The sequence below is a fragment of the Streptomyces sp. WZ.A104 genome (assembly GCF_002382885.1).
In the GTDB taxonomy this organism is placed as follows: Bacteria; Actinomycetota; Actinomycetes; order Streptomycetales; family Streptomycetaceae; genus Streptomyces.
In genome coordinates this window covers 101,125-127,829 of sequence record NZ_NWVL01000004.1, presented here as the reverse complement: position 1 = coordinate 127,829, position 26,705 = coordinate 101,125, and the positions used below count along the sequence as shown (strand labels likewise).

The 26,705-nt window shown below is 71.6% G+C and carries 13 protein-coding genes; 8 read left to right on the top strand and 5 right to left on the bottom strand.

The genetic code is table 11. From position 1 onward, the window contains the following. Positions 1-47: 47 nt before the first annotated feature. Entirely contained in the window at positions 48-917 is an 870-nt protein-coding gene (locus CIB93_RS03320; RefSeq protein ID WP_096623871.1) for a lytic polysaccharide monooxygenase, read from the bottom strand. A gap of 716 nt (positions 918-1,633) precedes the next feature. Further along, positions 1,634-2,581, bottom strand: a complete 948-nt coding sequence (locus CIB93_RS03315; protein WP_096623869.1) for a methionyl-tRNA formyltransferase — start codon at positions 2,579-2,581, stop codon at positions 1,634-1,636. Between the two features lie 249 nt (positions 2,582-2,830). Between CIB93_RS03315 and CIB93_RS03310 the strand changes: the two genes are divergently transcribed. The 8 genes from CIB93_RS03310 to CIB93_RS03275 all read left to right on the top strand — a co-directional run bounded on the left by CIB93_RS03310 (position 2,831) and on the right by CIB93_RS03275 (position 23,020). Then, positions 2,831-4,198, top strand: a complete 1,368-nt coding sequence (locus CIB93_RS03310) for a lysine N(6)-hydroxylase/L-ornithine N(5)-oxygenase family protein (RefSeq protein ID WP_096623867.1) — start codon at positions 2,831-2,833, stop codon at positions 4,196-4,198. 43 nt (positions 4,199-4,241) lie between these two features. Beyond that, positions 4,242-5,300 (top strand): iron ABC transporter permease, encoded by a 1,059-nt coding sequence (locus CIB93_RS03305; protein ID WP_096623961.1) that lies wholly within the window; start codon positions 4,242-4,244, stop codon positions 5,298-5,300. After that, positions 5,297-6,364 (top strand): iron chelate uptake ABC transporter family permease subunit, encoded by a 1,068-nt coding sequence (locus CIB93_RS03300; protein ID WP_096623865.1) that lies wholly within the window; start codon positions 5,297-5,299, stop codon positions 6,362-6,364. The genes CIB93_RS03305 and CIB93_RS03300 overlap by 4 nt, the downstream gene beginning before the upstream one ends. Positions 6,365-6,402: 38 nt before the next feature. Further along, positions 6,403-7,254, top strand: coding sequence for an ABC transporter ATP-binding protein (locus CIB93_RS03295; RefSeq protein WP_096623863.1), 852 nt, complete (start codon positions 6,403-6,405; stop codon positions 7,252-7,254). A gap of 196 nt (positions 7,255-7,450) precedes the next feature. Then, positions 7,451-8,521, top strand: a complete 1,071-nt coding sequence (locus tag CIB93_RS03290; protein WP_096623861.1) for an iron-siderophore ABC transporter substrate-binding protein — start codon at positions 7,451-7,453, stop codon at positions 8,519-8,521. A 45-nt stretch (positions 8,522-8,566) separates the two neighbouring features. Beyond that, positions 8,567-10,354: an ABC transporter ATP-binding protein gene (locus CIB93_RS03285; RefSeq protein WP_096623859.1), complete on the top strand. Its 1,788-nt coding sequence runs from the start codon at positions 8,567-8,569 to the stop codon at positions 10,352-10,354. Between the two features lie 57 nt (positions 10,355-10,411). After that, entirely contained in the window at positions 10,412-21,310 is a 10,899-nt protein-coding gene (locus tag CIB93_RS03280; protein ID WP_096623857.1) for a non-ribosomal peptide synthetase, read from the top strand. A 9-nt stretch (positions 21,311-21,319) separates the two neighbouring features. Beyond that, a complete protein-coding gene (locus CIB93_RS03275; RefSeq protein ID WP_096623855.1) occupies positions 21,320-23,020 on the top strand; it encodes an ABC transporter ATP-binding protein in 1,701 nt (566 codons plus the stop codon). Positions 23,021-23,045: 25 nt separating this feature from the next. On the opposite strand, the gene CIB93_RS03270 is transcribed toward CIB93_RS03275, so the two are convergent. The 3 genes from CIB93_RS03270 to CIB93_RS03260 form a co-directional block, all read right to left on the bottom strand. After that, a complete protein-coding gene (locus tag CIB93_RS03270) occupies positions 23,046-24,170 on the bottom strand; it encodes an alpha/beta hydrolase-fold protein (RefSeq protein WP_096623853.1) in 1,125 nt (374 codons plus the stop codon). 136 nt (positions 24,171-24,306) lie between these two features. Further along, positions 24,307-25,257, bottom strand: a complete 951-nt coding sequence (locus tag CIB93_RS03265; RefSeq protein WP_096623959.1) for an arsenic resistance protein — start codon at positions 25,255-25,257, stop codon at positions 24,307-24,309. 209 nt (positions 25,258-25,466) lie between these two features. After that, positions 25,467-26,444 (bottom strand): DUF3048 domain-containing protein, encoded by a 978-nt coding sequence (locus CIB93_RS03260; protein ID WP_096623851.1) that lies wholly within the window; start codon positions 26,442-26,444, stop codon positions 25,467-25,469. Positions 26,445-26,705 lie beyond the last annotated feature (261 nt).

Sequence of the window (26,705 nt, the reverse complement as noted above, 5' to 3'; positions counted from 1 at the left end):
CCAGGTCCGAGGCTGGATGACGAGGGACAGCTCGGAGAGCCGGTGTCTCAGCTCGACCGGCGGCGGCCGCGGCCGAAGAGCAGGACGCTCACCGCGAACAGGGCGGCGCCGGCTGCCCAGGCCACGCCACCTGACAGCGGGGAGTCGGCGGGCCGCGATGCGGCGGAGACCAGTACCGGCGCGTGCTCGTCCCCGCCGTGGCCCTTGTGGCTGACGGTCGAGTGGGCCGCGCCCGCCTCGATCCTGTTCTCGGCCGGAACCTTGGCAGCGGATGCGCCCGCTGTGCCGAAGACGACATCCGAACAGCCGTAGAACGCCTCGGGGCTGTCGTGGCGCTGCCAGACCTTGTAGATGATGTGGCGGCCCGTACGGGCGGGGAGGGAACCGGTGAAGTGGTAGTAGCCGTTGTCGCTGGTGCGTGGCGTGGGATGGGTACCCACTGGCGTCGGGTCCAGGTCGGACCACTTCAACGGCTTGGCCGGGTCGAAGCCCTGCTTGGTGATGTACATCGTCATGGTGCCCAGGTGGGGCGCGGTGACCCTCACGTCGAAGTCGTAGGAACCCGCGGCCACCGTCGTGGCGGGCCAGTCGGTGCGGGCCCAGTCCAGGGCGCGGTACTTCTCGCGGTTGGCGGAACAGAGCTTGCCGTCGGGAATGACCTCCTGGTGTCGGCCGTCGGCGTCGGCGATGTTCACCTCGTTCCAGTCGTAGAGCGGTTGCGTCCCCGAGTCGGCGACAAGATCCTTGCAGACCTGGGACTTCGGCGCCTCCGGACCTTCGGCGAAGCAGGCGCTCACCCGGCTGACCGGGCCGAACACGGAGCCGTGCGCGCTCGCGGGCGAAGGCGTCAGGGACACGAAGGTCGCGGCGGAGGCGACAACGGAGGCTGCGGCGAAAAGGCGCCGGGCAGAGGGCATCGGGGCTCACTCTCGTACGTGTAGGGGCCGTCGGGAGGTTCATGAGGCGTCTCAGTAACACCAGCCCGCATGAGGGGAGTTAGGGGGTGGTGTCTGCGTCAGCAGGATGGCATTGGTCCATACCAATCAACAAGAGGTGTGCGCGAACCCATCCGGAAGACGGCTCCGGTGCGAGCGCACCCGGAACCGGGCTCCGCCGCTGCCGGTCGGCCGCCGCTGCCGGTCGGCCGCTCATGCCCCTGTTCGAACGCGGCCCGGTTCCGCCGCCGAGGTGCCGCTGCGGCCTCGCTGGGACGAGCCATCCGTGCGGAACGACCGTTCCGCTGCCGTGCGCGCCACGGGAACGCGGCGTCAGGCAGCTGCTCGCGGGCTCGTCGGCGGCTCGTACGGCGGTGCTGGTACGGGTTGGGCGGGGCGCCCGCCGCGATCGTGGAGGTGGCCGACCTCGTACGCCTCGGCAGCTACCGAGCCGTCGACCGGCTGCGCAGCATGCCAGACGGCTCATGGGTACCCGAGTGTGGCTGACTGTTCGTCAACTTCTTGGCGACGTCCGGTGCACAAAGGGGATCGCCGGTCTGCTGGCGATGGCCGGACTGCTGTCGGCACCGGCGCGCCGGACACCGGGGGGCGCGCAACTCGGCGGGCCCGGTCCGCAGGCCGTTGCGGCCGCGGACCGGACCCGCCGGTTCGGAACGTGTGAGCGTGCCCCGGGTGTGTCAGGGGCGCCCCGTGAGGTACCCGCCCATGGAGGTGAAGTAGTCGGTCGCGGGCAGTTCGCGGCCGTCCTCCGTCCGCACGCGGGTGATGGACAGGCCGCGGTTGCGGCCGGTGCGGGCGTCGGCTCCGGCGACGATGACCACGCCCTCGCCCTCCCGGTAGAAGATGCGGCCGGGCGTACCGCCGTAGTTGTTCCGGGAGACGACGGCGGTGAGGACTTCGAGCCGCTTGCCCTTGTGGTAGGTGAACGCGCTGGGGTACGGGGCGGACTGGGCGCGGACCAGGCGTTCGAGGTCTTCCGCCGGCCAGCTCCAGTCGATGCGGATGTCCTCGGTGGAACGCTTGTGGAAGAAGGTCGCCCGGGAGCGGTCCTGCGGGGTGAACTCGGTCTGCCCGGAGGCGATGAGGTCGAGGGCGCCGATGGTGACCGGGGCGATGAGGTCGACGGTCCGGTGGAAGAGGTCGGTGGCGGTGTCCGTCGGTCCGACCGGGATCGCCTTCTGCCGGACGATGTCACCCGCGTCGAGTTCCTCGTCCATCAGGTGCGCGGTCACGCCGACTTCGCGCTCGCCGTTGATCAGCGCCCAGATCAGCGGCGAGAACCCGGCGTACTTCGGCAGCAGTGAGTCATGGACGTTCAGCGTGCCGTGCCGGGGAAGGCCGAAGATGCGCGGAGGGATCCAGGTCCGCCAGTTGTTGGCCACGATGATGTCCGCGTCCGCCTCCTTGAGGCGCTGGAACAGCTCCTCGTCGTCGGGCCGGTTGCGGATCAGGACCGGCACGCCGTGCTCCTCGGCGAGGTCGGCGACGGAGTCGCTCCAGATCCTCTCGTACGCGTGCTCGCTCTTGGGGTGCGTCACGACCAGCACCACCGTGTGCTCGGATTCGAGGAGGGCTTGCAGGGTGCGGTGCCCCCAGGTCTGGTAACCGAACATGACGACCCGCATGGGGTACCTCCTTGGGGCAGGGATGGACCGCGGCAAGTAAAGCAAGCCTTACCTGGTGCTGCAACAGGGCTTGTTTCTAGCCATGATTGACGCTCTGTCAGCTAACTTCTCGGCCAGTCGGCCCTATCGACAACGCTGCCAAGTGAGCTTAGGCTCACCTAAGTTCACGTTGGGCGGCTCTTTCGGTATGCCCATCCTTCGCCTTCCCTCCGCGCCTGACAGGCGTCCTTCCCGGACGATGGGAGTGACATGTCACAGGTTCTTCCTGGCGACACACCGCTGGTCCACGACCTCATCGGCGTCGGCTTCGGTCCGTCCAATGTGGCCATGGCGATCGCGCTCAGCGAGCACAACGCCGGCGTCGGTGGGCAGGAGCCGGTCACCGCTCGCTTCTTCGAGCAGCAGGCGAGCTTCGGCTGGCACCGGGGGATGCTCATCGACGACGCCACCATGCAGGTGTCCTTCCTCAAGGACCTGGTGACGCTCCGGAACCCGGCCAGCCAGTACAGCTTCCTCTGCTACCTGCAGAGCAGGGGCAGGCTGATCGATTTCATCAACCACAAGAACCTCTTCCCGCTGCGGGTGGAGTTCCACGACTACTTCGAGTGGGCGGCGGCCCAGGTCGAGGATCTGGTCTCCTACGGCCACGAAGTCGTCTCCGTCTCGCCGTTCGTCTGCGACGGCGTGGTGGAGCACCTCGACGTGACCGTCCGTTCCCGAGAGGGCCTTGAGGTGCACCGGGCCCGCAACCTCGTCATCGGCACCGGGCTGCGCCCTCTCATGCCGGACGGCGTCGAGCGCGGGGAGAGGGTCTGGCACAACTCCGACCTGCTGCGGAAGGTCGACGGCCTGGAGGGCGCGTCGCCCTCCCGGTTCGTCGTCGTCGGAGCCGGTCAGAGCGCCGCCGAGAACGTCGCCTATCTGCACCGCCGTTTCCCGGACGCGGAGGTCTGCGCGGTGTTCTCCCGATACGGCTACAGCCCCGCCGACGACAGCAGCTTCGCCAACCGGATCTTCGACCCCGCGGCGGTCGACGACTATTTCGCCGCGCCCGAGGACGTCAAGAGCCAACTGATGGCCTACCACGGCAACACCAACTACTCCGTGGTGGACATCGACCTGATCGACGACCTCTACCGGCAGATGTACCGGGAAAAGGTCCTCGGCACCGAACGGCTGCGCTTCCTCAACGTCTCCCGGGTCACCGGAGTGGAAACGGCGGACGACCGGGTGCGCGCCACGGTGAAGTCCCTGGTGACGGACGAGGAATCCACCCTGGACGCCGATGTCGTGGTATTCGCCACCGGCTACAGCCCCGCCGATCCGCTCGGCCTGCTCGGCGAGGTCGCCCGGAGCTGCCTGCGCGACGACGCGGGCCGCGTCCGGGTCGAGCGCGACTACCGGATCGCGACCGACCCCGAACTGCGCTGCGGTATCTACCTCCAGGGCGGTACGGAGCACACGCACGGGATCACGACATCCTTGCTTTCCAACACCGCCATACGGGTCGGGGAAATCCTGGACTCGCTGCTCGACCGCCGCGTCAAGTCCACCTCCGACGAGTCCCGGCCGGTCGTCGAGGGGGGTACGGGTGCGGCTGAGGCGGCAGCGGGCTGAAGCCCGCGTCCCCGTTCCGATCAAAGGGATATCGTTCGTCGACATGCGCGCGATTGCAGTGGAACGCCCTGCGCCCGCAGGGTCAACGCACCTTCGTAGAAGGCGGGTTGCCGGGCTGGGAGTCCTCGCCGCGACCCTGGTGGCAGCGGTCGCGGTGTCCCTGGCCGTCGGCGCACGCGCGTTGACCCCGGCCGAGGTCTGGCACGGGCTGTTCGCGGACCCCGATCCCGACCAGCGGCTCACCGAGATCCGGCTCATCGTGCAGACCGTGCGCCTGCCCCGTACAGTCCTCGCACTCGTGGCGGGCCTGGCCCTGGGGGTGGGCGGTGCGCTGATCCAGGGATACACGCGCAACCCCATAGCGGACACAGGGCTGTTGGGGGTGAACGCCGGGGCCTCCTTCGCCGTGGTGTCGGTGATCGCCGTGTTCGGGCTCAGCAACCCGTTCCAGTACGTCTGGTTCGCCTTCCTGGGCGCGGCGGTCGCGGGTGTCGTCGTCTTCGGCCTGGCGAGCATCGGCAGGGGCGCGGGCAACCCGCTGACGCTCGCCCTCGCCGGGCAGGGCGTCACGGTGTTCCTCGCGGCGATGACCACAGCGGTCGCGCTCTCCGACCAGAAGTCGCTGAACGCGCTGCGGTTCTGGAACGCGGGCTCCGTGGCCGGAGTCGGGTTCGACGTCATCTGGCCGGTGACCGCGTTCATCGCCGCCGGGCTGGTCCTGGCGCTGGTCACCCTGCCCGCCCTCAACCTGCTCAACCTGGGCGACGATGTGGCGCGCGGGCTGGGAGTGAACCTCGCGGCCAGCCGCACCATCGGCATCGTCTCCATCACACTGCTGGCCGGCGCGGCCACCGCGGCCTGCGGGCCCATCGCCTTCCTCGGGCTCATGGTGGCCCATGTGGCCCGCTATCTGACCGGCCCGGACTACCGCTGGCTGGTGCCGTACGCGGGTCTGCTCGGCGCAGGTGTCCTGCTGGTCTGCGACATCGTGGGCCGTCTGGTGGTGCGGCCCGGTGAGCTGGACGCGGGCGTCGTGGTCGCACTCCTGGGCGCCCCGTTCTTCGCGGTCCTGGTGTGGCGAGGAAAGTTCAGGAGCGCATGAACGGGACCGAAGTGAAGACGCGGACAGTGGTGGCGCCGGGCGTGCGGCTCGGCCGGGTGTCGTTCTTCTGGCGGCCCTGGCTCGTGCTCCTCACGCTGGTCCTCATGGCGGCGACCTTCCTGGTCTTCTGCCTCTCCATCAGCATCGGGGACTTCCCCGTCGGCCTGTCCCGGGTGATCGCCACGCTCCTGGGCCAGGGCGAACAGGTCGACGAGTTCGTCGTCATGGACCTGAGGATGCCGCGCGCGCTGGCCGGTCTCCTGGTGGGCATCGTGCTGGGCATGTCCGGGGCGATCACCCAGTCCGTGGCGCGCAATCCGCTGGCCAGCCCGGACATCCTGGGGATCACCGGCGGAGCGAGCGCCGTCGCGGTGTTCCTGGTGACGGTCTCGGGCGGAGCCGGGGCGGCGATCGCCGGGTCGATCGGGCTGTCGGCAGCTGCGCTCCTGGGCGGTCTCGGCACGGGGCTGCTGGTGTACTTCCTCGCGTGGCGGCGCGGGGTCGACGGCTTCCGGCTCATCCTCATCGGCATCTCGGTGACAGCCGTGATGGAGGCGATCAAGAACTGGCTGCTGGTCTCGGCCGACCTCAGGGACGTCGCCCGGGCCCAGGCATGGCTGGTCGGTTCCCTGGACAACCGGTCGTGGGACGAGGTCCGCGTGGCGTTCTGGTGCGCCCTGGTCCTCCTCGTCGTCGTGGCCGCCGCCGCCTTCTCGTTCAAGCCGATGCACCTCGGCGACGAGGTCGCCGCCGGGCTGGGCGTCCGGTACACCCGTGTGCGGGCCGTCCTGCTGCTGTGCGCGGTGCTACTGGCCGCCGTGGGGGTGAGCGCCGCGGGTCCGGTGCCGTTCGTCGCGCTGGTGGCGCCCCAGGTGGCGATGCGCCTGGCGAAGTGGCCGACGCCGCCCATCGTCGCTTCCGGGCTGGTGGGCGCACTGCTGCTGATCGGCTCGGACCTGGTCGCGCGCGCGGCGCTGCCGATCGGCCTTCCCGTCGGTGTGGTCACCGCCGCGATCGGCGGGCCGTTCCTCGTCTACCTGTTGGTACGGGCGAACGTCAGGTAGATGGTAGTAAGTAAGGCGAACCTCAATAAGGGGGGCTTATGGCCGCTCAGTTCACCATCCCGGCCGATGCCGGCGTCAAGGGCGTCGCACGGTTGGCAGCCAGGGGCGTCACGGTCGGGTATGGCGGCCGCACCGTCATCGACGGGCTCGACGTGGCGATACCGGCCGGAGTGATCACGACGATCATCGGCCCCAACGGCTGCGGCAAGTCCACCCTGTTGCGCACCCTGACCCGGCTGCTCAAGCCGACCGGCGGCACCGTCCTGCTGGACGGCGAGGACATCGCCAAGCTCCGGACCAAGGACGTGGCCAGGAAGCTCGGCCTGCTGCCGCAGGCGCCGGTCGCGCCGGAGGGACTGACCGTCGCCGACCTGGTGGCGCGCGGACGCCACCCGCACCAGAGCTGGCTGCGGCAGTGGTCCTCGGACGACGCCGGTGTCGTGGAGCGCGCGCTCGCCATGACCGGGGTGTCGGACCTGGCCGACCGCCCCGTCGACTCGCTCTCCGGGGGGCAGCGCCAACGCGTGTGGATCTCGATGGCCCTGGCCCAGGGCACCGATCTGCTGCTGCTTGACGAGCCGACCACCTATCTGGACCTGGCGCACGCCATCGACGTACTCGACCTGGTGGACGATCTGCACGAGTCGGGCCGCACTGTGGTCATGGTGCTGCACGATCTGAATCTGGCCACGCGCTACAGCGACAACCTCGTCGTCATGCGCGCGGGGGCCGTCCTGGCGCAGGGGCATCCGCGGGACGTGATCACCGCCGAGCTGCTGCGCGAGGCGTTCGGACTGCACGCCAAGGTGATCGACGACCCGGTGGGGGACCGGCCCCTCATCGTGCCCATCGGTCGCACACATGTCCGGCTCGATGTACAGCAACCATGAGTCGAACGCCTGTGTGTGCAAACGCTCTTGACGGAGTGACAGATTGATTCATCGGTCCGTGATGCGTTGACCTCGGTCAACTCATGCCTAGCGGCGGGAAGTTGTCTGGTTAGGCTAGGCTGGCCTCACTTTCCGGGATACAGTCTGGCTGCCCTCGGTCCGGGCGCAGTGGACAGCGCGAAAGTAGGGATTGCGGATGCTTCTTCATCGAACGGCGACTGTGAAGCCGTGGCGGAAACTGGCCGCGGCGGTTTCCGCTGCGACCCTCGGCGTCGGTCTCCTCGCGGGATGCGGTTCCGACTCGGCGGACGGCAAGGACCGCAAGGGCGGCAAGGACGGCGACAACGCGCCTGCCGCGGCCGACGGCGCGTTCCCGGTGACCGTGGAGCACGCCTTCGGATCCACCGAGGTGGCCAAGGCCCCCAAGCGGGTCGTCACCGTCGGCTACACCGACGACCAGGCGGTCCTGGCGTTCGGCATCAAGCCGGTCGGCATGGTCGACCAGTACCCGAACCCGGTCGGCCAGTCGCCCGACATCAACACGCAGTGGCCCTGGGTGAAGGACAAGTGGGGTGACGCCCGCCCCGAGGTCGTCATGAAGAACGGTGACGCGGGCCCCAACTTCGAGAAGATCGCCTCCCTGCGTCCGGACCTGATCATCGCGGTCTACTCCGAGGTCGACAAGGCCGCCTACGAGAAGCTCTCCAGGATCGCCCCGACTGTGGGCCGCACCAAGGGGGAGAAGGAGCTCTTCAGCGCCCCCTGGCAGGACAACGCGGTGCACATCGCCAAGGCGCTCGGCAAGGAGGAGGAGGGCGCCGAACTGGTGAAGGGCATCCAGGGCAAGCTCGACGCGGCCAAGAAGGCCCACCCCGAGTTCGCCGGGCAGAGGGCCGTCGCGCTGTCCTGGTACAAGGACTCGATCTCGGCGTTCACCTCCACCGACGTCCGCGGACGGCTCGTGACCGGTTCCGGATTCACGTATCAGTCCGAGATCGACAAGATCGCCGATGGCGGCTTCTCCGTCGCGCTCTCGCCCGAGCGTGTCGACCTGATCGACGTCGACCGTATCTTCGTCATCAACGACAAGGCGGACACGGAAGCGCTCAAGAAGTTCGAGCTGTTCACGAACCTGCCCGCCGTCAAGAACGGCAAGGTGTCCTACCTCCTGGACAGTGAAGGCCCCGCGGTCGGTGCGGCGATGTCCCAGGGCACCCTGCTCTCCCTGCCGTATGCGATCGACGAGCTAGTCGCTTCGGTCAAGTAGCGTGACGAACCGACGGTCCCTTCCCCGGCGAGATGTGGTTCCCGAGTGACTGCCACCGACACCCGCGCAACCCCGGTGAACCTGCACACGGCGACTGGAGGCGAGGCCGCCCGCTGGGTGGCCGGGCACTGTCGGCAGGCCCCCTGGCTGACGGCCTCCACCGTGCTCACCACGGTCGCCGGGGCGGCGCTCCAGGTGCTCCCCGTGCTGCTGCTGGGCCGGGTCGTCGACGGGGTGGTCGGGGGTGCGTCGCGGTCGATACTGCTCACGGTCGGGGTGCTGATGGTGGCCGCCGCGCTGCTCGGTGCGGCGGCCACCGCGGCCTCGACCTACCTGATCGGGAAACTCGGAGCCGAACTGCTCGCCCGGCTCCGCGAGGAGGCCGTCCGTGCCGTGCTGGGCATGCCGAGCACCCGCGTCGAACAGGTCGGCCGGGGTGACGTGCTGTCCCGCGTCGGGGACGACGTGGCCGTGCTCTCCAAGGGCATCCGCACGGCCGTCCCCACCGTCTTCTCCGCGGGCGTCCTGGTCGTCATCGCGACCATCGGGATGTTCGGCCTGGACTGGCGCCTCGGTCTGGCCGGAGCCGGGGCGCTGCCCGCGTACGCACTGGCGCTGCGCTGGTACCTGCCCAGGTCCGCCCCCCTCTACCGGCAGCAGAGGATGGCCCAGGCCGACCGCGCCCAGGCCCTGATCAGCGGACTGAACGGGATCGACACGGTACGGGCGTACCGACTGGAGGGCGACGTCCGCGAGAAGGTCACCAGCGAGTCGTGGCGGGTGCGCAATCTCGGCGTCGAGGTGTTCCGCTTCTTCGGACGGTTCGTCGGCCGCGAGAACCGGGCCGAGTTCATCGGGCTCGTCCTGATCCTGGTCGTGGGGTACGCACTCCTGGAGGGCGATGCCGCCACGCTGGGCGAGGTGTCGGCCGCCCCGCTGATGTTCCACCGCCTGTTCACCCCGCTGGGCGCCATCATGTTCACCTTCGACGAGGCACAGAAGTCGGGCGCGAGCCTGACCCGCCTGGTCGGGGTGTTCAAGGAGCCCGCGGAGGAGCGGCTGGTGGGCGACAGGTCCGTCCGGCCGGCCGACGTCGCGCCGCATCCGGTCACCGTACGGGGGCTGACCTTCCGCTATCCGGGCGCCGAGGAACCGGTGCTGCGAGAGGTGTCCCTGTCCATTCCCGCGGGTGGATCGCTCGCCCTGGTCGGGGCGACAGGGGCGGGCAAGTCCACCCTGGCCGCGCTCATCGCGGGCATCGGGAGACCGGGGGCCGGATCGGTACGCATCGGCGCGCACGACCTCGCCGACCTGGACGAGGCCGGCGCGCGCGCCCTGGTGAGCATCCTGACCCAGGAGACCCACGTGTTCGCCGGTCCGCTCGGCGACGACCTGCGGCTCGCCGCACCCGAGGCGAGCGATGCCGAACTGCTGGACGCCCTGCGGACGGTGGGCGCCGGAGCGTGGTTCGAGCTGCTGCCCGACGGGCTGGACACCCGGGTCGGGGAAGGCGGCGAGCGCCTGGACGTCACCAAGGTCGCCCAGATCGCCCTGGCCCGGCTGGTCCTGAGCCGGTCACCGGTGGTCGTGCTCGACGAGTCGACCGCCGAGGCGGGCAGCGAGGGCGCCGCGGAGCTGGAACGTGCCGTGCTGGCGGCGTGCTCGGGCCGGACCACGCTGTTCGTGGCCCACCGGCTGACCCAGGCCATGGCGGCGGACCGGATCGCCGTGCTGGACGCGGGACGCGTGGTGGAGGAAGGAACACACAGCGAACTGGTGGCCCTGGGCGGCCAGTACGCGCGACTGTGGCGCGCATGGCGAGAAGGTAGTTAGGTAAACCTAACGAAGGCTAGGCTAACTCGCATGTCCTGGAAGGGTGCTGAGACTTCGATGACGGAACCGACCGCTCCTTGCGTACTGCTCACTCCCGCGCGACTGGCCGCCGTACGCAGGCGGATCGGCGACTACAGCGACCGTGGCGTCATCGAGGCGTGCGCCGTCGGACTCGCCTACTGGGCGACCGGCAGCGGCCCGGACGGTATGCGCCTCACGCCCGCCACGCCCTTCCCCGACGTCCTCGGATGGGTCGACAACGGCGGCCGCACGGCAGGAGGTTGGGAGGTCGACGTCGACAGCCGGAGCATCGCCCTGCCGGCCGGCGTCGATCAGGCCGACGCGCAGCAGGCGCTGGACGACCTCGCCGACTTCCCCGACCGGCCCCTCGGCACCATAGGCCCGTCCGGCCCCGGAGCGAGGATCGAGGCCCTGGCCCGGTGGAACGACACCCGCGCCGACCGGGCCCGCCCGACCATCATGGAGATGTTCCGCGAACAGGCGCGCCTGAGGCCGGAAGCCATTGCCGTCGTCGACGAGCACCGCTTGCTGACGTACCGACAGTTGGCCCAGAAATCAGCCCAGTTGGCCCATCATCTGATCGAGCGCGGCCTCACCTCCGAACAGACCGTCGGCATCTCGCTGGGCCGCTCCGCCGACATGGTCGTCGGACTCCTCGCCGTACTCCAGGCGCGGGGCGCCTTCGTGCCGCTCGATCCGCAGTGGCCCACCGCCCGCCGGGCCGTCGTCGTCCAGGACGCCCGGGTCGTGCTCCAGCTCAACACCACGGGCAAGGCCGACGCCGGGGAGCCGGACGCCGTCGCCGTCGACCTCGGTGACTGGAAGTACGGCGCCCACCCGGTGGACGCGCCCGACGCGGCCGTCCCCGGCTCCGCCCTGGCCTACGTGATCTTCACGTCCGGTTCGACGGGACGGCCCAAAGGCGCCATGATCCGCCACGACGCGATCAGTGAGCGCCTCCTGTGGCAGGCCGGTGAGATCCTCCGGTTCGGCCACGACGACGCCTCGCTCTTCAAGGCGCCGCTCTCGTTCGACATCTCCGTCAACGAGATCTTCCTGCCGCTGGTCTCCGGCGCCCGCCTGGTGATCCTGCGGCCCGGCGGCGAACGCGACCCCCACCACCTGCTGAGCGTCATCTCCGAACAGCGCGTCACCTTCACCTATCTGGTGTCGTCCATGCTGGACGTGCTGCTGGAGATCGCGGGCGACTCCGGCCGACTCGACAGCCTGCGGCACGTCTGGTGCGGCGGCGAGGTGCTCACCCCGGAGCTGTACGAGCGGTTCCGCCGCCACCTCGACATCCCCCTCTACCACGGCTACGGCCCGGCCGAGACGACCATCGGCGTCTCCCACGTCATCTACCGGGGCGCGGCCGAACGCCTGACGACCTCGATCGGCCGGGCCAACCCCAACACCCAGCTCTACGTCCTCGACGACGAACTGCGCCCCGTCCCGGTCGGCGTCGGCGGCGAACTGTACGTCGGAGGGTTCCTCCTGGGGCGCGGATACGTCGGCGCCCCCGGCCTCACCGCCTCCCGCTTCGTGGCCAACCCCTTCGCCTCGGACGGGTCCCGGCTCTACCGCACCGGCGACCTGGCGCGGTACGCCCCGGACGGGTCGCTGGACTTCCTCGGCCGGGCCGACAACCAGGTCAAGATCCGCGGCATGCGGCTGGAGATCGAGGACGTCGAGGCCTCCCTCGCCGAGCACCCCGGGGTACGGCACACCTGCGTCGTCGCGAAGAAGAACACGGCGGGCGGCACCTACCTGGTCGGATACGTCATCCCGTCCGCCGGGAACGAGGGCCTGAGCGGTGACGAGGTCAAGGCGTGGGCCGCCGCCACCATGGTCGACTACATGGTCCCGGCCCACCTCGTGGTGCTGGCCAGGTTCCCGCTCACCGCCAACGGCAAGGTCGACCGGGCCGCCCTGCCGGAGCCCGCGACCGGCACCGGCGCGGTGTTGGCGCCCGCCACCGAGAACGAGCGCCTGGTGTGCGCGGCCGTCGCGGCGGTGCTGCGGAGGGAGGAGGTCGGCGTCGACCAGGACTTCTTCCAGCTCGGCGGAGACAGCATCCTGGCGATTTCCCTGCTGAGCGCCCTGCGGGACGTGGGCCTCCATGTGACGCCACGCCAGATCTTCACCAACACCGTCATCGGGGCACTGGCGGCGGTGGCGAGCCGTGAGGACGTCACCGCCGTGGACCGCGGTGACGTAGCCACCGGCCCGGTCATGGGATCGCCCATCGTGCAGTGGCTCGGCGAGACCACGGACGCGATCGACGGCTTCGTCCAGTCGGTCGTCCTGAACACCCCGGCCGCCCTCACCGCCGACGCGCTCGACCGCATCCTCGCCGCCGTGCTCGCCCGGCACGACATGCTGCGCGCCCGGCTGGTGCGCGGCGGCCGCTGGGGCTTCGCCATCCCGCAGCCCGGCCAGGGCGCCATCGGGTGGCAGGAGAGCGACGCCCCGCTGGAGCAGTGCGTCGCGCTGGCCACCGACGGGCTCGACCCGGCGGGCGGGGTGATGCTGCGCGCCGTCTGGCGCCGCGAGGCCCGGCAACTGGTCCTGGTGGCCCACCACGTCGTGATCGACGGCGTGTCCTGGCGCATCCTGATGGACGATCTGGCCACGGCCTGGCGTCAGTCGGCCTCCGGAAGCCCCGTCGACCTGCCGCCCGTCGGAACCTCGTTCCGCCGCTGGACCCAGCTGCTGGCCCGTGCCCCCTTCGCCGCGGACCGTACGCACTACGAGGCCCCGCTGCCCGCGCCGGACGCGCCGCTCGGCAGGCGGGCCCTGGCCGAGACCGACACCGTGGCCCGCGAGCGGACCCGGACCGTCTCCGTCGGGCCCGAGCACACGGCCGCGCTGCTCGGCGAGGTCCCCGCGAAGTTCCACGCGGGCGCCAACGACGTCCTGCTCACCGCCCTCGCGGTCGCCCTCGCCCGCTGGCGCCGCGACCACGGGCAGGACCAGACGTTCGCCCACATCGAGCTGGAGGGGCACGGCCGAGAAGGGCGGTTCGTCGCTGAAGCGGCGGGATGCGAACCCGAACTGTCGCGTACGGTCGGCTGGTTCACCACTCTCTTCCCGGTCACCGTGGACCCCGGAACGGCCGCCGACCTCACCGCGCCCGCCTACCTCGCCGCCGCCCTCAAGGCGGTCAAGGAGGACCTCGCCCGCACCCCTTCCGGCGGCCTCTCCTACGGCGCCCTGCGCTATCTGTCCGGAGCGGGCCTGGCCGGACCGGCCCCCCAGGTCCTCTTCAACTACCTGGGCCGCTACGACGCGGGAGCCTCCGGTGACTGGCAGCTCGCGGGCACCACAGGGCAGTTGGGCGAGAGGCGCGACCCGGACATGCGCCTGCCGCGTGCCCTGGAGTTCAACGCGATCGCCGAGCCCGACCCGAACGGCCACTACGCACTGGTCACCACCATCTCCTGGCCCGAAGGCGTCTTCACCGACGACGACATCGACACCCTCGCCGACTACTTCCGCTCGGCCCTCACCGCACTCGCCACCCTCGAAACGGGCGGTCACACGCCCAGCGACTTCCCGCTGGTGCCGCTCACCCAGGCCGACGTGGACGAGCTCGACGGACCGGCCCTGCGCGACATCCTTCCGCTCACCCCGTTGCAGGAAGGCCTCTACTTCCACTCCGTCTTCGACGGCGCCACCACGGGCAGCTACGTCGAACAGCAACTCCTCACGCTGGACGGCGAGGTGGACCCCGAACGGCTCGCCGCGGCGGCCACCCGGCTGCTCACGCTCCACCCCGGCCTGGCGGCCCGCTTCACGTCCCTCGCCGACGGCCGGGTCGTCTCCGTCGTCGAGAGCGGCATACGGGCGCCCTTCACCACACTGGACCGTCCCTCCATCACCGAGGACGAGATCCGCGACCTCGCGGAGCGGGACCGCCGTGCCGGGTTCGACCTCGCCGCCGGGCCGCTGATGCGGTACACCCTCATCCGCGCCGGTGCGGGCCGCACGGTCCTGGTGCAGACGGTGCACCACATCATCGCCGACGGCTGGTCGGTGCCTCCCATGCTCCGTACGCTGCTGGCCGAATACCACGCGCCCGGGACGGTGTACCCGCTCGGCGGCTACCGCGACTACGTGAACTGGCTCGCCGGGCGCGACCAGGACGAGAGCGGCCGCGTGTGGCGCGAGGAACTCGACGGCCTGCCCGGCCCGTCCCTCGTGGCCGAAGGGCACACCCCCTCCGCGCGGTTCGCCGACCTCGCCGCCGAGCCCGCCGAGGACGTCGACGCAGCCGCACGGTCGGCCGGGGTGCCCCTCAGCGTGGCCGTGCACAGCGCGTGGGCGGTGACGCTGGGCGGCATCCTGTGCGGCAGGGACGTCGTCTTCGGCTCCACCGTGTCGGGGCGCGACGCGGCCGTGCCCGGCATTCGGGACATGGTGGGCCTGTTCATCAACACCGTTCCGGTGCGCGTCCGTTGGGAAGGCACCGACACCGCACGGGACCTGCTCGCGGCGGTCAAGGCGCACCAGGGCAGGGTGCTGGCCCACCAGCATGTCTCCCTGGCGAGGATCGGCCGGCAGAGCGGCGCGGGCTCCCTCTTCGACACCCTGGTGGTGTTCGACGTGGCGACCGACGTGGACGCCCTGCGCGGCCCGGACGACACCCTCGTCATCACCGACATCGTCAACGAGGGATCCCCGCACTACCCGTTGACGCTGGTGGTCGAGCGAGGGCGCGACGGCCGCCCGCGCTTCAACCTCATCTACGACGGTGAGCTGCTGCGCCGGGAGGGCGCTGAGGCGATCCTGCACACCTTCACCCGGACCCTCGCCGAGCTGCTGGCCGACCCGGACACCCCGGTCGACGAGCTGGCCCCGAAGGCCGACAGGGCGCCGGAACGGTCCGCCCCGGTGACCCTGGGCGCGCTGTTCGACGCCGCGGCACGGCGCCACCCGGCGGCCACCGCCGTCACGCAATGCGCCCTCGGCGGCGGTACCCGCTCACGGACGTACGGAGAACTCGCCGCGGAGAAGGACGCGTTGGCGGCAACCCTGCGCGCGGCCGGAGTGCTCCCCGGCCGACGGGTCGCCGTAGCCGTGCCCCGCTCCCTGGAGCAGGTCGTCGCCCTGATCGCGGTCGTCACCGCCTCAGGCGCGTACGTACCCCTGGACCTCGCCTACCCGGACGAGCGGCTGGAGTACATCCTCGCCGACGCCGCCCCGCAGGTCGTCCTCGTGGACCGCGAACAGCACGGCCGCTTCACCCGGCTGCTGGAACGGGCGGGCGTGGCGGCCCGCGTCCTCGTCCAGGGCGACCGGCTCCCGGCCGACGAGGAGACCGCCGCGCCCGAAGCGACCCCGCAGGACCCGGCGTACATCATCTACACCTCCGGCTCGACCGGCCGGCCCAAGGGCGTCGTCGTACCGCACTCCGCGGTGTCGGCGCTCCTCGCGAACACCCGCCCCGACATGGGCTTCGGACCCGACGACGTGTGGGTCCAGTTCCACTCCTTCTCCTTCGACTTCGCCGTCTGGGAGCTGTGGGGCGCGCTGGCACACGGCGGCGAGCTGCTGGTCCCGGAGTACGCACTGACCCGCTCCCCGGTCGACTTCCACAGGCTGGTCCGCGAGCGCGGCGTGACCGTCCTCAACCAGACCCCGTCCGCGTTCTACCGGTTCATCGAGGCCGACCTGCACGCCGACCGGCCTGTCACGGCGCTGCGCCGGATCATCTTCGGCGGCGAGGCCCTCGACCTCGGGCGGCTGCGCGGCTGGGTCGAACGGCACGGCACCGGCACGCCCGAACTGGTCAACATGTACGGCATCACCGAAACCACCGTCCACGTCACCCACCGGGTGCTGACGGACGACGACTTCGCCCGGGGCACGGACGCCAGCCCCATCGGCGGCCCCATCCCCGGCCTGACCGCCTATCTGCTCGACGACCGGCTCCGCCCGGTGCCGCCGGGGCGGGTGGGAACCATCTACGTCGCGGGCGACCAGGTCTCTCCGGGATACCTGGGCCGGCCCGGACTCACCGCCGGACGGTTCGTGGCCGACCCGTTCGCGGCCGACGGCTCCCGCATGTACCACACGGGAGACCTCGCCCGGCGGACGCTCGACGGCGAGCTGGAGTTCGCCGGCCGCGCCGACGACCAGGTACAGCTGAAGGGATTCCGGGTCGAGCTCGGCGAAGTGGAGGGAGCCGTACGGGAGCTGGACGGGGTCGTCGATGCGGCCGTCACCGTGGCGGACAGCGGCGACCACCTCGTCGCCCATGTCGTGGGCGAGGTGCCCGCTGACTGCACCGCCCGGCTCTCCGCCAAGCTGCCCGTACACATGGTCCCGGGCCGGGTGCTGCCGGTCGACGCGCTGCCGCTGACGGTCAACGGAAAGCTCGACCGCGAGGCCCTCACCGAGCGCGCCGCACAGCAGGAGGTCAGCCAGCGGGAGCAGGCCACCGACGACTCCGCACTCACCGCACTGGTCGACATCTTCGCAGCCGCGCTGCCCGGGGCCGCCGTGGACGCCGACACCGACTTCTTCGCCGCCGGGGGCGACAGCATCGTCGCCATCACCGTGATCAACCGGGCCCGCGCACTCGGCCTGCCGATCGCACCCCGGGACGTATTCCTCCTCAAGACCCCGCACGCCCTCGCGGACCACCTCGCCACGCGCGCCCCGCAACGCGCCGCACCCGTGCCGCCCCGCCGCGAGGACGGTCCGCTCCCGGCGACACCGATCATCCTGCGTCAACGCGAACTCGGCGGCTCACTCGCCCGGTTCGCCCAGGCCAGGACCCTCGTCGCCGCCGAAGGAACGGGACTCGCGGACGTACGGCGCGCGGCGAGTGCCGTCCTGGCCGCGCACCCCGCCCTGCGCCTGCGCCTCCAGGTCGAGCACGGCGTGTGGGCCCTTCGCACCGAACCCGCCCGCGAGGCCGACGTCGTGCAGGTGGACACCACCGACGCGACGGCCGCCGCGAACGAGGCCGCCGGACGGCTCGACCCCGAGACCGGAGAGGTGGCCGCCTTCACCTGGCTGAAGCCGAGCCGCACCCTGGTGGTCACCGTGCACCACCTCGCCGTGGACGCCGTCTCCTGGCTCGTTCTCCTCGACGACCTGGCCACCGCCCTCGGCGGCTCCCCGCTGCCGCCGCCGACGACCTCGTACGCCGAGTACGCCGAAGCCCTGGCCGTACGGTCGGGGGAGCCGGCCGAGGCCCTCGGCCACTGGATCACCACCCTTCAGTCACCGCCGCTGCTGCCCGCCGTCACGGGGACGCGCGAGATCACGGTGGTCCTGCCGCCCGAAACGAGCGACCGGGTGACGCGCACCGCGCCCGGCGCACTCGGCCTCGGCCTCACCGAGCTGCTGTGCGGCGCCCTGCGCACCGCGCTGACGCAGATCCAGGCCGCCGCGCCCACCGACCTCGCCGTCGACCTTGAGCGGCACGGCCGGGTCCCGGCCCTGGAGCACCACGACTACTCCCGTACCGTCGGCTGGTTCACCTCCATCGCCCCCGTACGCCTCACGGCCCACACCGACCCGGTCACCGCCGCGCGCGAGGTCGCCGAACGCCAGCCGGACGAGCACGGCCACACCGCCTACGGCCGGCTCCGGTACCTCAACCCGCAGACCGCCCCGCTGCTGACCGCCCGCCCTCAGATCCTCTTCAACTACCTCGGCCGGGGCGCCGAATCCCGCGCCCCCCACCTCACCGGCGGCGAGCGGAGCAGCCCGTACGCCGTCGAGGTCAACGCCTGGACCGACGAGGCCACCGGAAGCCTGCACGCGGCCTTCACCCTCGCCGACGGCGTCCCGGACGCGATCGCCGGACACTGGCTCGCCGCCCTGGAGCAGATCGCCCACGCCTCCGCGACGGCCGAACGCACGGCCCCGGTCACCCCGCTCCAGCGGGGCCTGTTCTTCCAGGCCCAGATGGCGGGCGCGGCCGGGCACTACGTCGCCCAGAGCTACTTCACCTTCGACCGCCGCCTGGACACCGACGCGCTGGCCGACGCCATGGCGTACGTCATCGCGCGCCACCCGGTCGTCGGCGCGGGCTTCACCACCGGCGACGACGGAAACCCGGTCCAGGTCCTGAAGTCGGGCCGCCGGGTCGGCGTCCGGGTGGTCGAGGCGACGACGGACGCCGAGACCGAGGCCCTGCGCACCCGGGACCGCGAGCGAGGCTTCGACCCGGGGGAGCCGCCGCTGATCCGGATCACCGTCGTGCGGCGGCCCGACGGCCACGACGACCTGCTGCTCAGCTACCACCTGCTGCTCTGGGACGGCTGGTCCCGCGAGATCCTGCTGCGCGACCTGTTCGACGCGTACGAGGCCGTCGTCGCGGGCGAGCCGTGGGACACGGCCCCCGCCGTGCCGGGCTTCGAGGAGTACGCCCGGGAGCTCGCCGCGAAGGACCCGTCCGAGTCCGAGCGCTTCTGGGCGGAGCACCTCAAGGGCCTGCCGGGGCCGACGCTGCTCGCCGGACCGGCCCCGGCCCTGGCCCAGGAGCTGCCCCAGCCGCTCGTGCACTCCCTCTCGGCCGAACTGACCGAGCTGCTGCGGGAAGCGGCCCGGGTCCACGGCGTCACCCTGAACTCGGTGCTGACCGGGGCCTTCGGCCTCCTCCTCGGGGCCCGCACCGGCCGCGCCGACGCCGTCTTCGGCGTCACCGTCTCCGGCCGCGAGGGCGAGGGGCACTCCGGCATCGTCGGCGTACTCCTCAACACCGTCCCGATGTGGACGCGGGCCCGGCCCGACGACACGGTCGGCGCCTACCTGGCGGCCGTGCAGGCGTCGCGGGTCGCGGCGATGGACCATGAGCACCTGGGGCTCGGAGAGATCCAGCGCGCCAGCGGCCACGACACCCTCTTCGACAACCTGTTCGTGCTCCAGAACTTCCTGGACCGGGACGCCTTCGCCGCGATGAACGCCCGCCACGGCATCACATCCGTCCGGGCGGACGACTCCACCCACTACCCGTACACCTGGGTCGTCACGCCTGGCGACCGGCTCACGGTCAAGCTGGAGCACCGCCACGGCGACCCCGAAGCCGCCCGCCTGCTCCTCGACGACTACCTGCGTGTCCTGGAGGACGTGGCGGGGGCGACCGGCCCGATGGGCGCGCTGCCCGGTCCGGGACCGGACCCCGAGCCCGCCGACCGCACGGACATCGGCACGGACACCGTCGTGGACCGCTTCGACCTCGCGGCCGACCGCGATCCGCAACGGATCGCGCTCGTCGCCGACGGTGCGACCATGACCTTCGCCGAACTGCGTGACCGCAGCCGGGCCGTGGCGGGCGTACTCGCCGGGCGGGGCATCGGCCCGGAGACCACCGTGGGGCTGGCGATCCCGCGCTCCCCCGACTGGATCGCGGCGCTGTTCGCCGTCCTGCGGGTCGGCGCCGCGTACGTGCCGCTGGAACTGGACCACCCCGACGAGCGGATCGCGGCGATCGTCGAGGACGCGCGGCCCGAGGTCATCCTCACCGTGAGCAGCGTGTCGCCCCGGCTGAGCGGCGAACTGATCGAACTGGACCGCCCGTTGCCCGAGGCGGAGCCGTTCGTGACGTTCACGCCCGAGGACCCGGACCGGCTGCGCCACCCCGCGTACACGATCTACACCTCGGGATCGACCGGGAAGCCGAAGGGCGTGGTGACCGCCTACGCCGGGCTCACCAACATGCTGATCAACCATCAGCGCCGGATCTTCGAACCGGTGCTCGCCGACCACGGCCACCGGACCTTCAGGATCGCGCACACCGTGTCGTTCGCGTTCGACATGTCGTGGGAGGAGCTGCTGTGGCTCGCCGACGGCCACGAAGTCCACATCTGCGACGAGGAGTTGCGCCGCGACGCACCCCGGCTGGTCGAGTACTGCGGCGAGCACGGCATCGACGTCGTCAACGTGACCCCGACCTACGCCCAGCAGCTGGTCGCCGAAGGGCTGCTCGACAACCCCGAACGACGCCCCGCGCTCGTGCTGTTGGGTGGTGAAGCCGTCACCCCGACGCTGTGGCGGCGGCTCGCCGGGACGAAGGGCACGGTCGGCTACAACCTGTACGGGCCCACCGAGTACACCATCAACACCCTTGGCGTCGGCACCTTCGAATGCCAGGACCCGGTGGTCGGCGTGGCGATCGACAACACCGACGTGTACGTCCTCGACCCCTGGCTGCGGCCGCTGCCCGACGGAGTGGCCGGCGAGCTGTACGTGGCGGGCGTCGGCATCGCGCGCGGCTACCTGGGCCAGAGCGCCCAGACCGCGCTCCGCTTCGTCGCCTGCCCCTTCGGCGCACCCGGCGAGCGCATGTACCGCACCGGGGACCTGGTGCTCCGCAGGCCCGATGGGAACATCGCCTACCTGGGCCGCACCGACCAACAGGTCAAGATCCGCGGCCACCGCGTCGAACTGGGCGAGGTCGAGGCCGTGTTCGCGGCCCACCCGGCGGTCCGCTTCGTCGCCGCGGTCGCCCAGCCGGACCCCCAGGTCGACGGGGCTCACCGGCTGGCCGCCTATCTCGTCCTGGCGGACTGGGCCGACCTGGCCCGGGTCGCCGCCGAAGTCGGCGCGGGACTTCCGGACTTCCTGCGCCCCACCCACTACGCGCAGGTCGACAGCATCCCCCTCACCGTGAACGGGAAGGCTGACACCAAGGCGCTCCCCGATGCCAGGCCGCTGGGCGCGCTGGCCACGGCGCAGGAGCGCGGACCGGAGACCGAAACCGAGAGGGTGGTCTGCGAGTTCTTCGCCGAGGCGCTGGACCTGGACGACGACGAGGTGAGTGCGGTGAGCGACTTCGTGTCCCTCGGCGGACACTCCATGCTGGCGGTGCGGCTGATCGGGCTGCTCCGCCGGGAGTACGGTCCTGTGATCACCATCCGTGATCTGTTCACCCTGCGAACCCCGGAAGCGATGGCCCGCCACCTCGATGAGAACTGACGTCCATTGATGAAGACCGACACGCAGCGGCCCCGCCCGGGCGCCGCCATCCTGCGAACCGCCCTGCGCCGCAACATCGGCGCCATGATCGCGGGCACCGTCCTCATGGGCCTGTACCAGGCGGCGGAGACCGCGTTCCCCATCGCGCTCGGCATGATCGTCGAGCACACGATGCAGGACCGCAGCCTCCCCTCGCTCGGAGTGTCGATCGGCGCGCTCGCCGTGATCATCACGACGGTGTCCCTGTCGTGGCGGTTCGGCATGCGGGTGCTGCAGAAGGCCAACACGACCGAGGCGCACCGCTGGCGGGTCCGGGTCGCGGCCTGCGGGCTCCAACCGGTGGCCAGGGACGTCGACGGCCTCAAGTCCGGTGAGATCCTGACCATCGCCACCGAGGACGCCGACCAGACCGCCGACATCATCGAAGTGGTGCCGCTGCTGATCAGCTCTCTGGTCGCCGTGTCGGTCGCGGCCGTGGCACTGAGCCTGGCCGACCTCCGGCTCGGCCTGCTGGTGGTCGTGGGGACCGTCGCGATCCTGTCGGTCCTGGCCGTGATGTCCAAGCGGATCGGCGCCAGCACCCAGGAGCAGCAGGCCAAGGTGGCACGGGCGGGAGCCAAGGTCGCCGACCTCATCATCGGCCTGCGCCCGCTCCACGGCTTCGGCGGCAACCACGCCGCGTTCGGCTCCTACCGCAAGGTCAGCACCGACGCGAAGCGCCAGGCCGTCACCGTGGCCCGGGTGAACGGCCGGTACGCGGGCACCGCGCTGGCCCTCAACGCGGTCCTCGCCGCGGCGGTCTCCCTGACGGCGGGCTGGCTGGCGTTCGAGGACCGGATCACCATCGGGGAACTGGTGATGGCCGTGGGCCTCGCGCAGTTCATCATGGAACCGCTGAAGATGTTCTCCGAGATGCCCAAGTACGTGATGATCGCCCGGGCTTCGGCCGAACGGATGGCGCTGGTGCTCTCCGCCCCACCGGTGGCGACACCGGGCCCCGGCCGCCCGGAGCCGGGCGGAACCCTGGAGGTCGACTGCGTACGGCACGGCACCCTGCGGGAGCTCAAGTTCACCGTGAACGCGGGCGAGTTCTTGGCGATCGCCGCCTATCAGCCGCGCGCGGCGGCAGACCTCGCCGCCGTCCTCGCGGTGAACGTCGCCCCCCACGCGTACGGGGGAGTGGTGCGCATCGGAGGCCAGGAGATCGCGGAGCTGTCGGTCGAAGCCGTACGCGAGCACATGCTGGTGAACCCGTACGACGGGGAGATCTTCGCCGGTACACTCCGGACGAACATCGACCCGTCGGGCACCAGCCGGACGGTCGAGGAGGCCGTCGAGGCGTCCATGCTCACCGACGTCGTCGCCCTTCACCGCGAGGGCCTGGACTACGCGGTCCGCGACCGAGGGGCGAACCTCTCCGGAGGCCAGCGGCAACGCCTTTCGCTGGCCCGCGCGTTGGCCGCCGACACAGAGGTGCTGGTCCTGCACGACCCGACGACGGCCGTCGACGCGGTCACCGAGCAGCTCATCGCGCGCAACATCGCGAAACTGCGCAGAGGCCGGACGACGGTGGTGATCACCAGCAGCCCACCGCTCCTGGACGCGGCGGACCGTGTCCTGGTCCTCGACGAGGGCGTGATCACCGCGGAGGACACGCACCGCAACCTGCTGGCACGGGACGAGGCGTACTGCCTGGCCGTGGCGAGGTGAACCGGGGGGCCCGCCCTGCAACCCCTCAGCCCAGCGCCCAGGCCACATCCCTCAGCAGCGCCTGCCGCCAGCCCGCGCGGTCGTGCGCGGAAGCCGAACGTGACACGCGCACGGTGGCGCCCGACCGCTCGGTCAGCGTCTCGGTCAGCTCGCAGTGGGGCAGCATGGAGGCCTCGTGCTCCCCCACGTCGAACGCGCACCGCAGCCGGGACAGGTGGGCGTCCCGCCGCAGCCGCCCGGCGATCGCGCCCCCGACGGCCCCGCCCAGCGGATCCGCCGACTCCATGGCCCCGGGCGCCCACCAGAAGGACCCCGACTGACAGGCGATACGGGAGACCAGCTCCGGGAACTCCAGAGCCGCGTACAGCGCGCTCAGCCCGCCCAGGCTCTGCCCGGCCACCACCAGCCGGTCCGGATCGGCCACCACGCCGGACTCGGCCACCAGCGGCAGCAGTTCGTCCCGGACCGCCTCCCACAGCTCGGGGCGGCAGCCGAACTCCGCCTCCCGGTCCTTGGCGGGCACGAAGACGAGGGTGACCGGAGGCATGTCACCCGCGTCGAAGGCCGCGTCGAAGGCAGTCATGGCCGGGTGCAGATACAGCCAGTCGTCCCCGTCGAGCAGCAGCACCACGGGACCGCCGCCGCCCACCGGGTGGACGCGCACGGTGCGCCGCCCGCCGAGCCGGCCGCTGTTCCAGCGGAGCCGGGTACGGGGAAGGGGCAGGACGTCGTCCGGGCCGAGGGCGGGCCAGTGTGGCTGGGGCGGGGCATCCGGCGTCGCGGCGATGGACCGCTCGCCGCCTGCGCCGACCGGGTTGCACGGATCGGCGTGGGCGGCCCCTCCCGCCAGGACGCGGTAGGTCACCCGCAGCCGCGCGGGCATGCGCACCTCGGCGTACCAGCAGTCCGTGGAGCCCCAGCGACGCAGCGGCACGGGCGGTGACCAGCTCTCGAAGTCGAGTACAGCCTCGGAGCCGCGCCACAGGAAGAGGGTCAGCCAGCCCCCGCCGTCGGCGGGTACCGACACGGGTGTCCGTGCCGCCGCCCAGAACGCGTCGGTACCGGGCCGGGACAGCAGCCCGAACGCGGCGAAGGGGTGCTTGTCGTCGGTGGTCGCGCCGGAGGGGGGAGGCGGTGAGGCACTCGTCATCAGGTGACCCTAACCCAACGGGCGCAGGGGTGGGTTACCCGAACTGGCCTATGAACAAACGCACTTGTGTCCCGATGTGCCCGCCCCTGCCCCGGTGGGCCGGAACGCGCCCGCGCGCGGCCGTGGCGGGTGCGGGTCAGTCCCGGGGCGGAAGCAGCCGGGGTACGACCCGCACGTAGGCCACCATGCCGATCACCTCGACCAGGGTCTGCGCGACCACGACCACCGCGGCGACGGCCAGCGCGTCCGGGAGCGCCAGGGCCAGGGGGAGGACCACCAGGGAGTTGCGGGTCGCGCCCGTGAACACGATCGCCCGCCCGGCGGGGACGTCCAGGCGGAACGCGCGGGCGACGCCGAGCCCCGCGAACGCCATCACGACGAGAAAGAGTACGTAGAACGGGACGACGCGGGCCACGTACGCCACGCTGCCGGTGTCGCCGAGCTTCGGCAGCTGGGAGGCGGCCACCGTGAACAGGACGGCGGCCATCAGCGGCACCATCGCCGTGCCCATGGCGTCGGCGGCCTTCCGCCCCGCCGGGCGGCGTGCGGTCCAGGCCTGGGTCAGCCAGGCCAGAACCAGCGGGATCACGATCAGGACGACGAACGCCTCGACGAACGGTCCGGCCTCCACCACGTCGGCCAGGCCCGGCCCCAGGAACAGGAACAGATAGCCCGGCAGCAGCACCATCTGGGCGAGCAGCAGGAGAGGGGTGGCGGCCAGCAGGCGCTGGTTGTCGCCTCCGGCGAGCCCGCTGAAGACGATCACGTAGTCGATGCACGGTGCCAGCAGCACCAGCAGGACACCGACGCGGACCGCCTGTTCGTCGGGGAGGAAGGCGAACATCGCGGCGACCACCAGCGGCACCACGACGAAGTTCACCACCAGTGCGGCGGCCAGGAAACGGCCCGCCCGCAACGAGCGCCACAGTTCCGCGGCCGGCACCTGGAGGAACGTCACGTACAGCAGGGCGGCCAGCGCCGGGTTGATGGCGTGCTCCAGGCCCGGTCCCGCATCCGGAGCGAACCGGCCCACCAGGCCTCCGGCGGCGAGGGCCCCGACATAGACGGCGACCTGGTGGCGTTCCATGCCTGCGACCAGGCCGGACGGGGACGACGACAACGTACGTGCTCCTTGTGCGCGGCTGCGTGCGGCGGGCTGCGGCCCCCCGACGCAGTCGACCGTAGACCGTCGGCCCGGCCCCGGTGCGCCTGCCCCGCTGCTGGAAGGGGGGCAGGCGCCCGGCCGCCCTCCCGAGGGATCGCCCGTACCGTCTCGTCGGCCCCGCCGCCGGCTGTTCAGCGGGCGGGGCTTCCCCCGCTCGGCGCGTAGAGGATCCAGAGCGGCCCCTCGGCGAGATCGACGCGCTCGCCGTCCGGGGTGCTGAACCCGGTGGGGTCCTCGGCCGAGGCGCGCGACCACCGGGCCTCGTGGGCGCGGCCGTCACGCAGGACGAGCGCGTCGCCCGAGCCCACGGTCTCGGTGAACGGGCTGACGCTCCCGGACCGGTCGCGGAAGTCCGAAGGGCGTACAGTCACGTCCTGGACGATGACCGTACCGGCCCCGATCCGCGCCCCGTCGGAGGTACGGGCGGGGGAGCCGTCCAGCGAGACCAGCCACCGGCCCCGCTCGGCGGACCAGGTGAAGCTGACGGCGGCGGACGGGTAGCGGACCGTATGGCTGTCCTCCGGCTCCCCGCCCGGCGGAGCCGCCCCGAAGCGCAGCCCCAGCGCCTCGACGGCGTTGACACCGGACGCGGCGTACGGGATCTTCTCCGGCCGCAGGTAGAGATTGTGCGGGGCGGGCCGGTCGGGCCCCCGGAAGTAGGCCTGCGGTGCCTTCGACGGAGGTACGGCCTCCAGCGGCGCCCGGTCGATGACCGGCAGCAGTCTGCTGTGGGCGCCGGAGAACGCCAGCGTCGGCCGTTCGAACTGGCGCAGCAGCTCCAGATCGGTCTCCCGGGCGCTGCGGACCGGGCCGATGGCCGGTGGCAGATCCGAGGAGTAGACGGCGAGGATGCGGCTGAGCCCGGCCTCCACCTGCTCGACGTAGACGATGTCGGCCCGCTCCAGCCCGGTGTGGGGCCGGGCGGGTGCCACTTTGTCGATCTTCACGGCGAGCACGTGGCCCTCGGTGCCCGAGCCCGTCCCAGACGGGGAGCTGCCGCGGGGTGTCGGCCCGGAGCCGTCCCCGCCCGTGCACCCGACCGAGAGGAGGGCCAGGACGAGCGTGGTGAGCAGCGCTGCGGCCCACGTCTTCACTCCGGCTGGGGACATGACGACCGCCCTTCCTGGGTGCCGGCCGGCGGTGCCGGCGGAACGCTGCCGCGTCGCGGCCCCCTACCCATCATCACGCGCCGGGCGGCCCGACGGTTGCGGAGGGCGCCGCGAGGCAGCCTGTGGCCCGCGGGCCACAGGCTGAGTGAGTACTCACTCCGTGATCTCGGGGCACGCGGTCAGTGACCGACCTCGCGGCCCCGCCGTGGCACCGGCCTTTCCCGCGCACGGGAGCACAGCCCTCCACAGGGCCGGTACGCC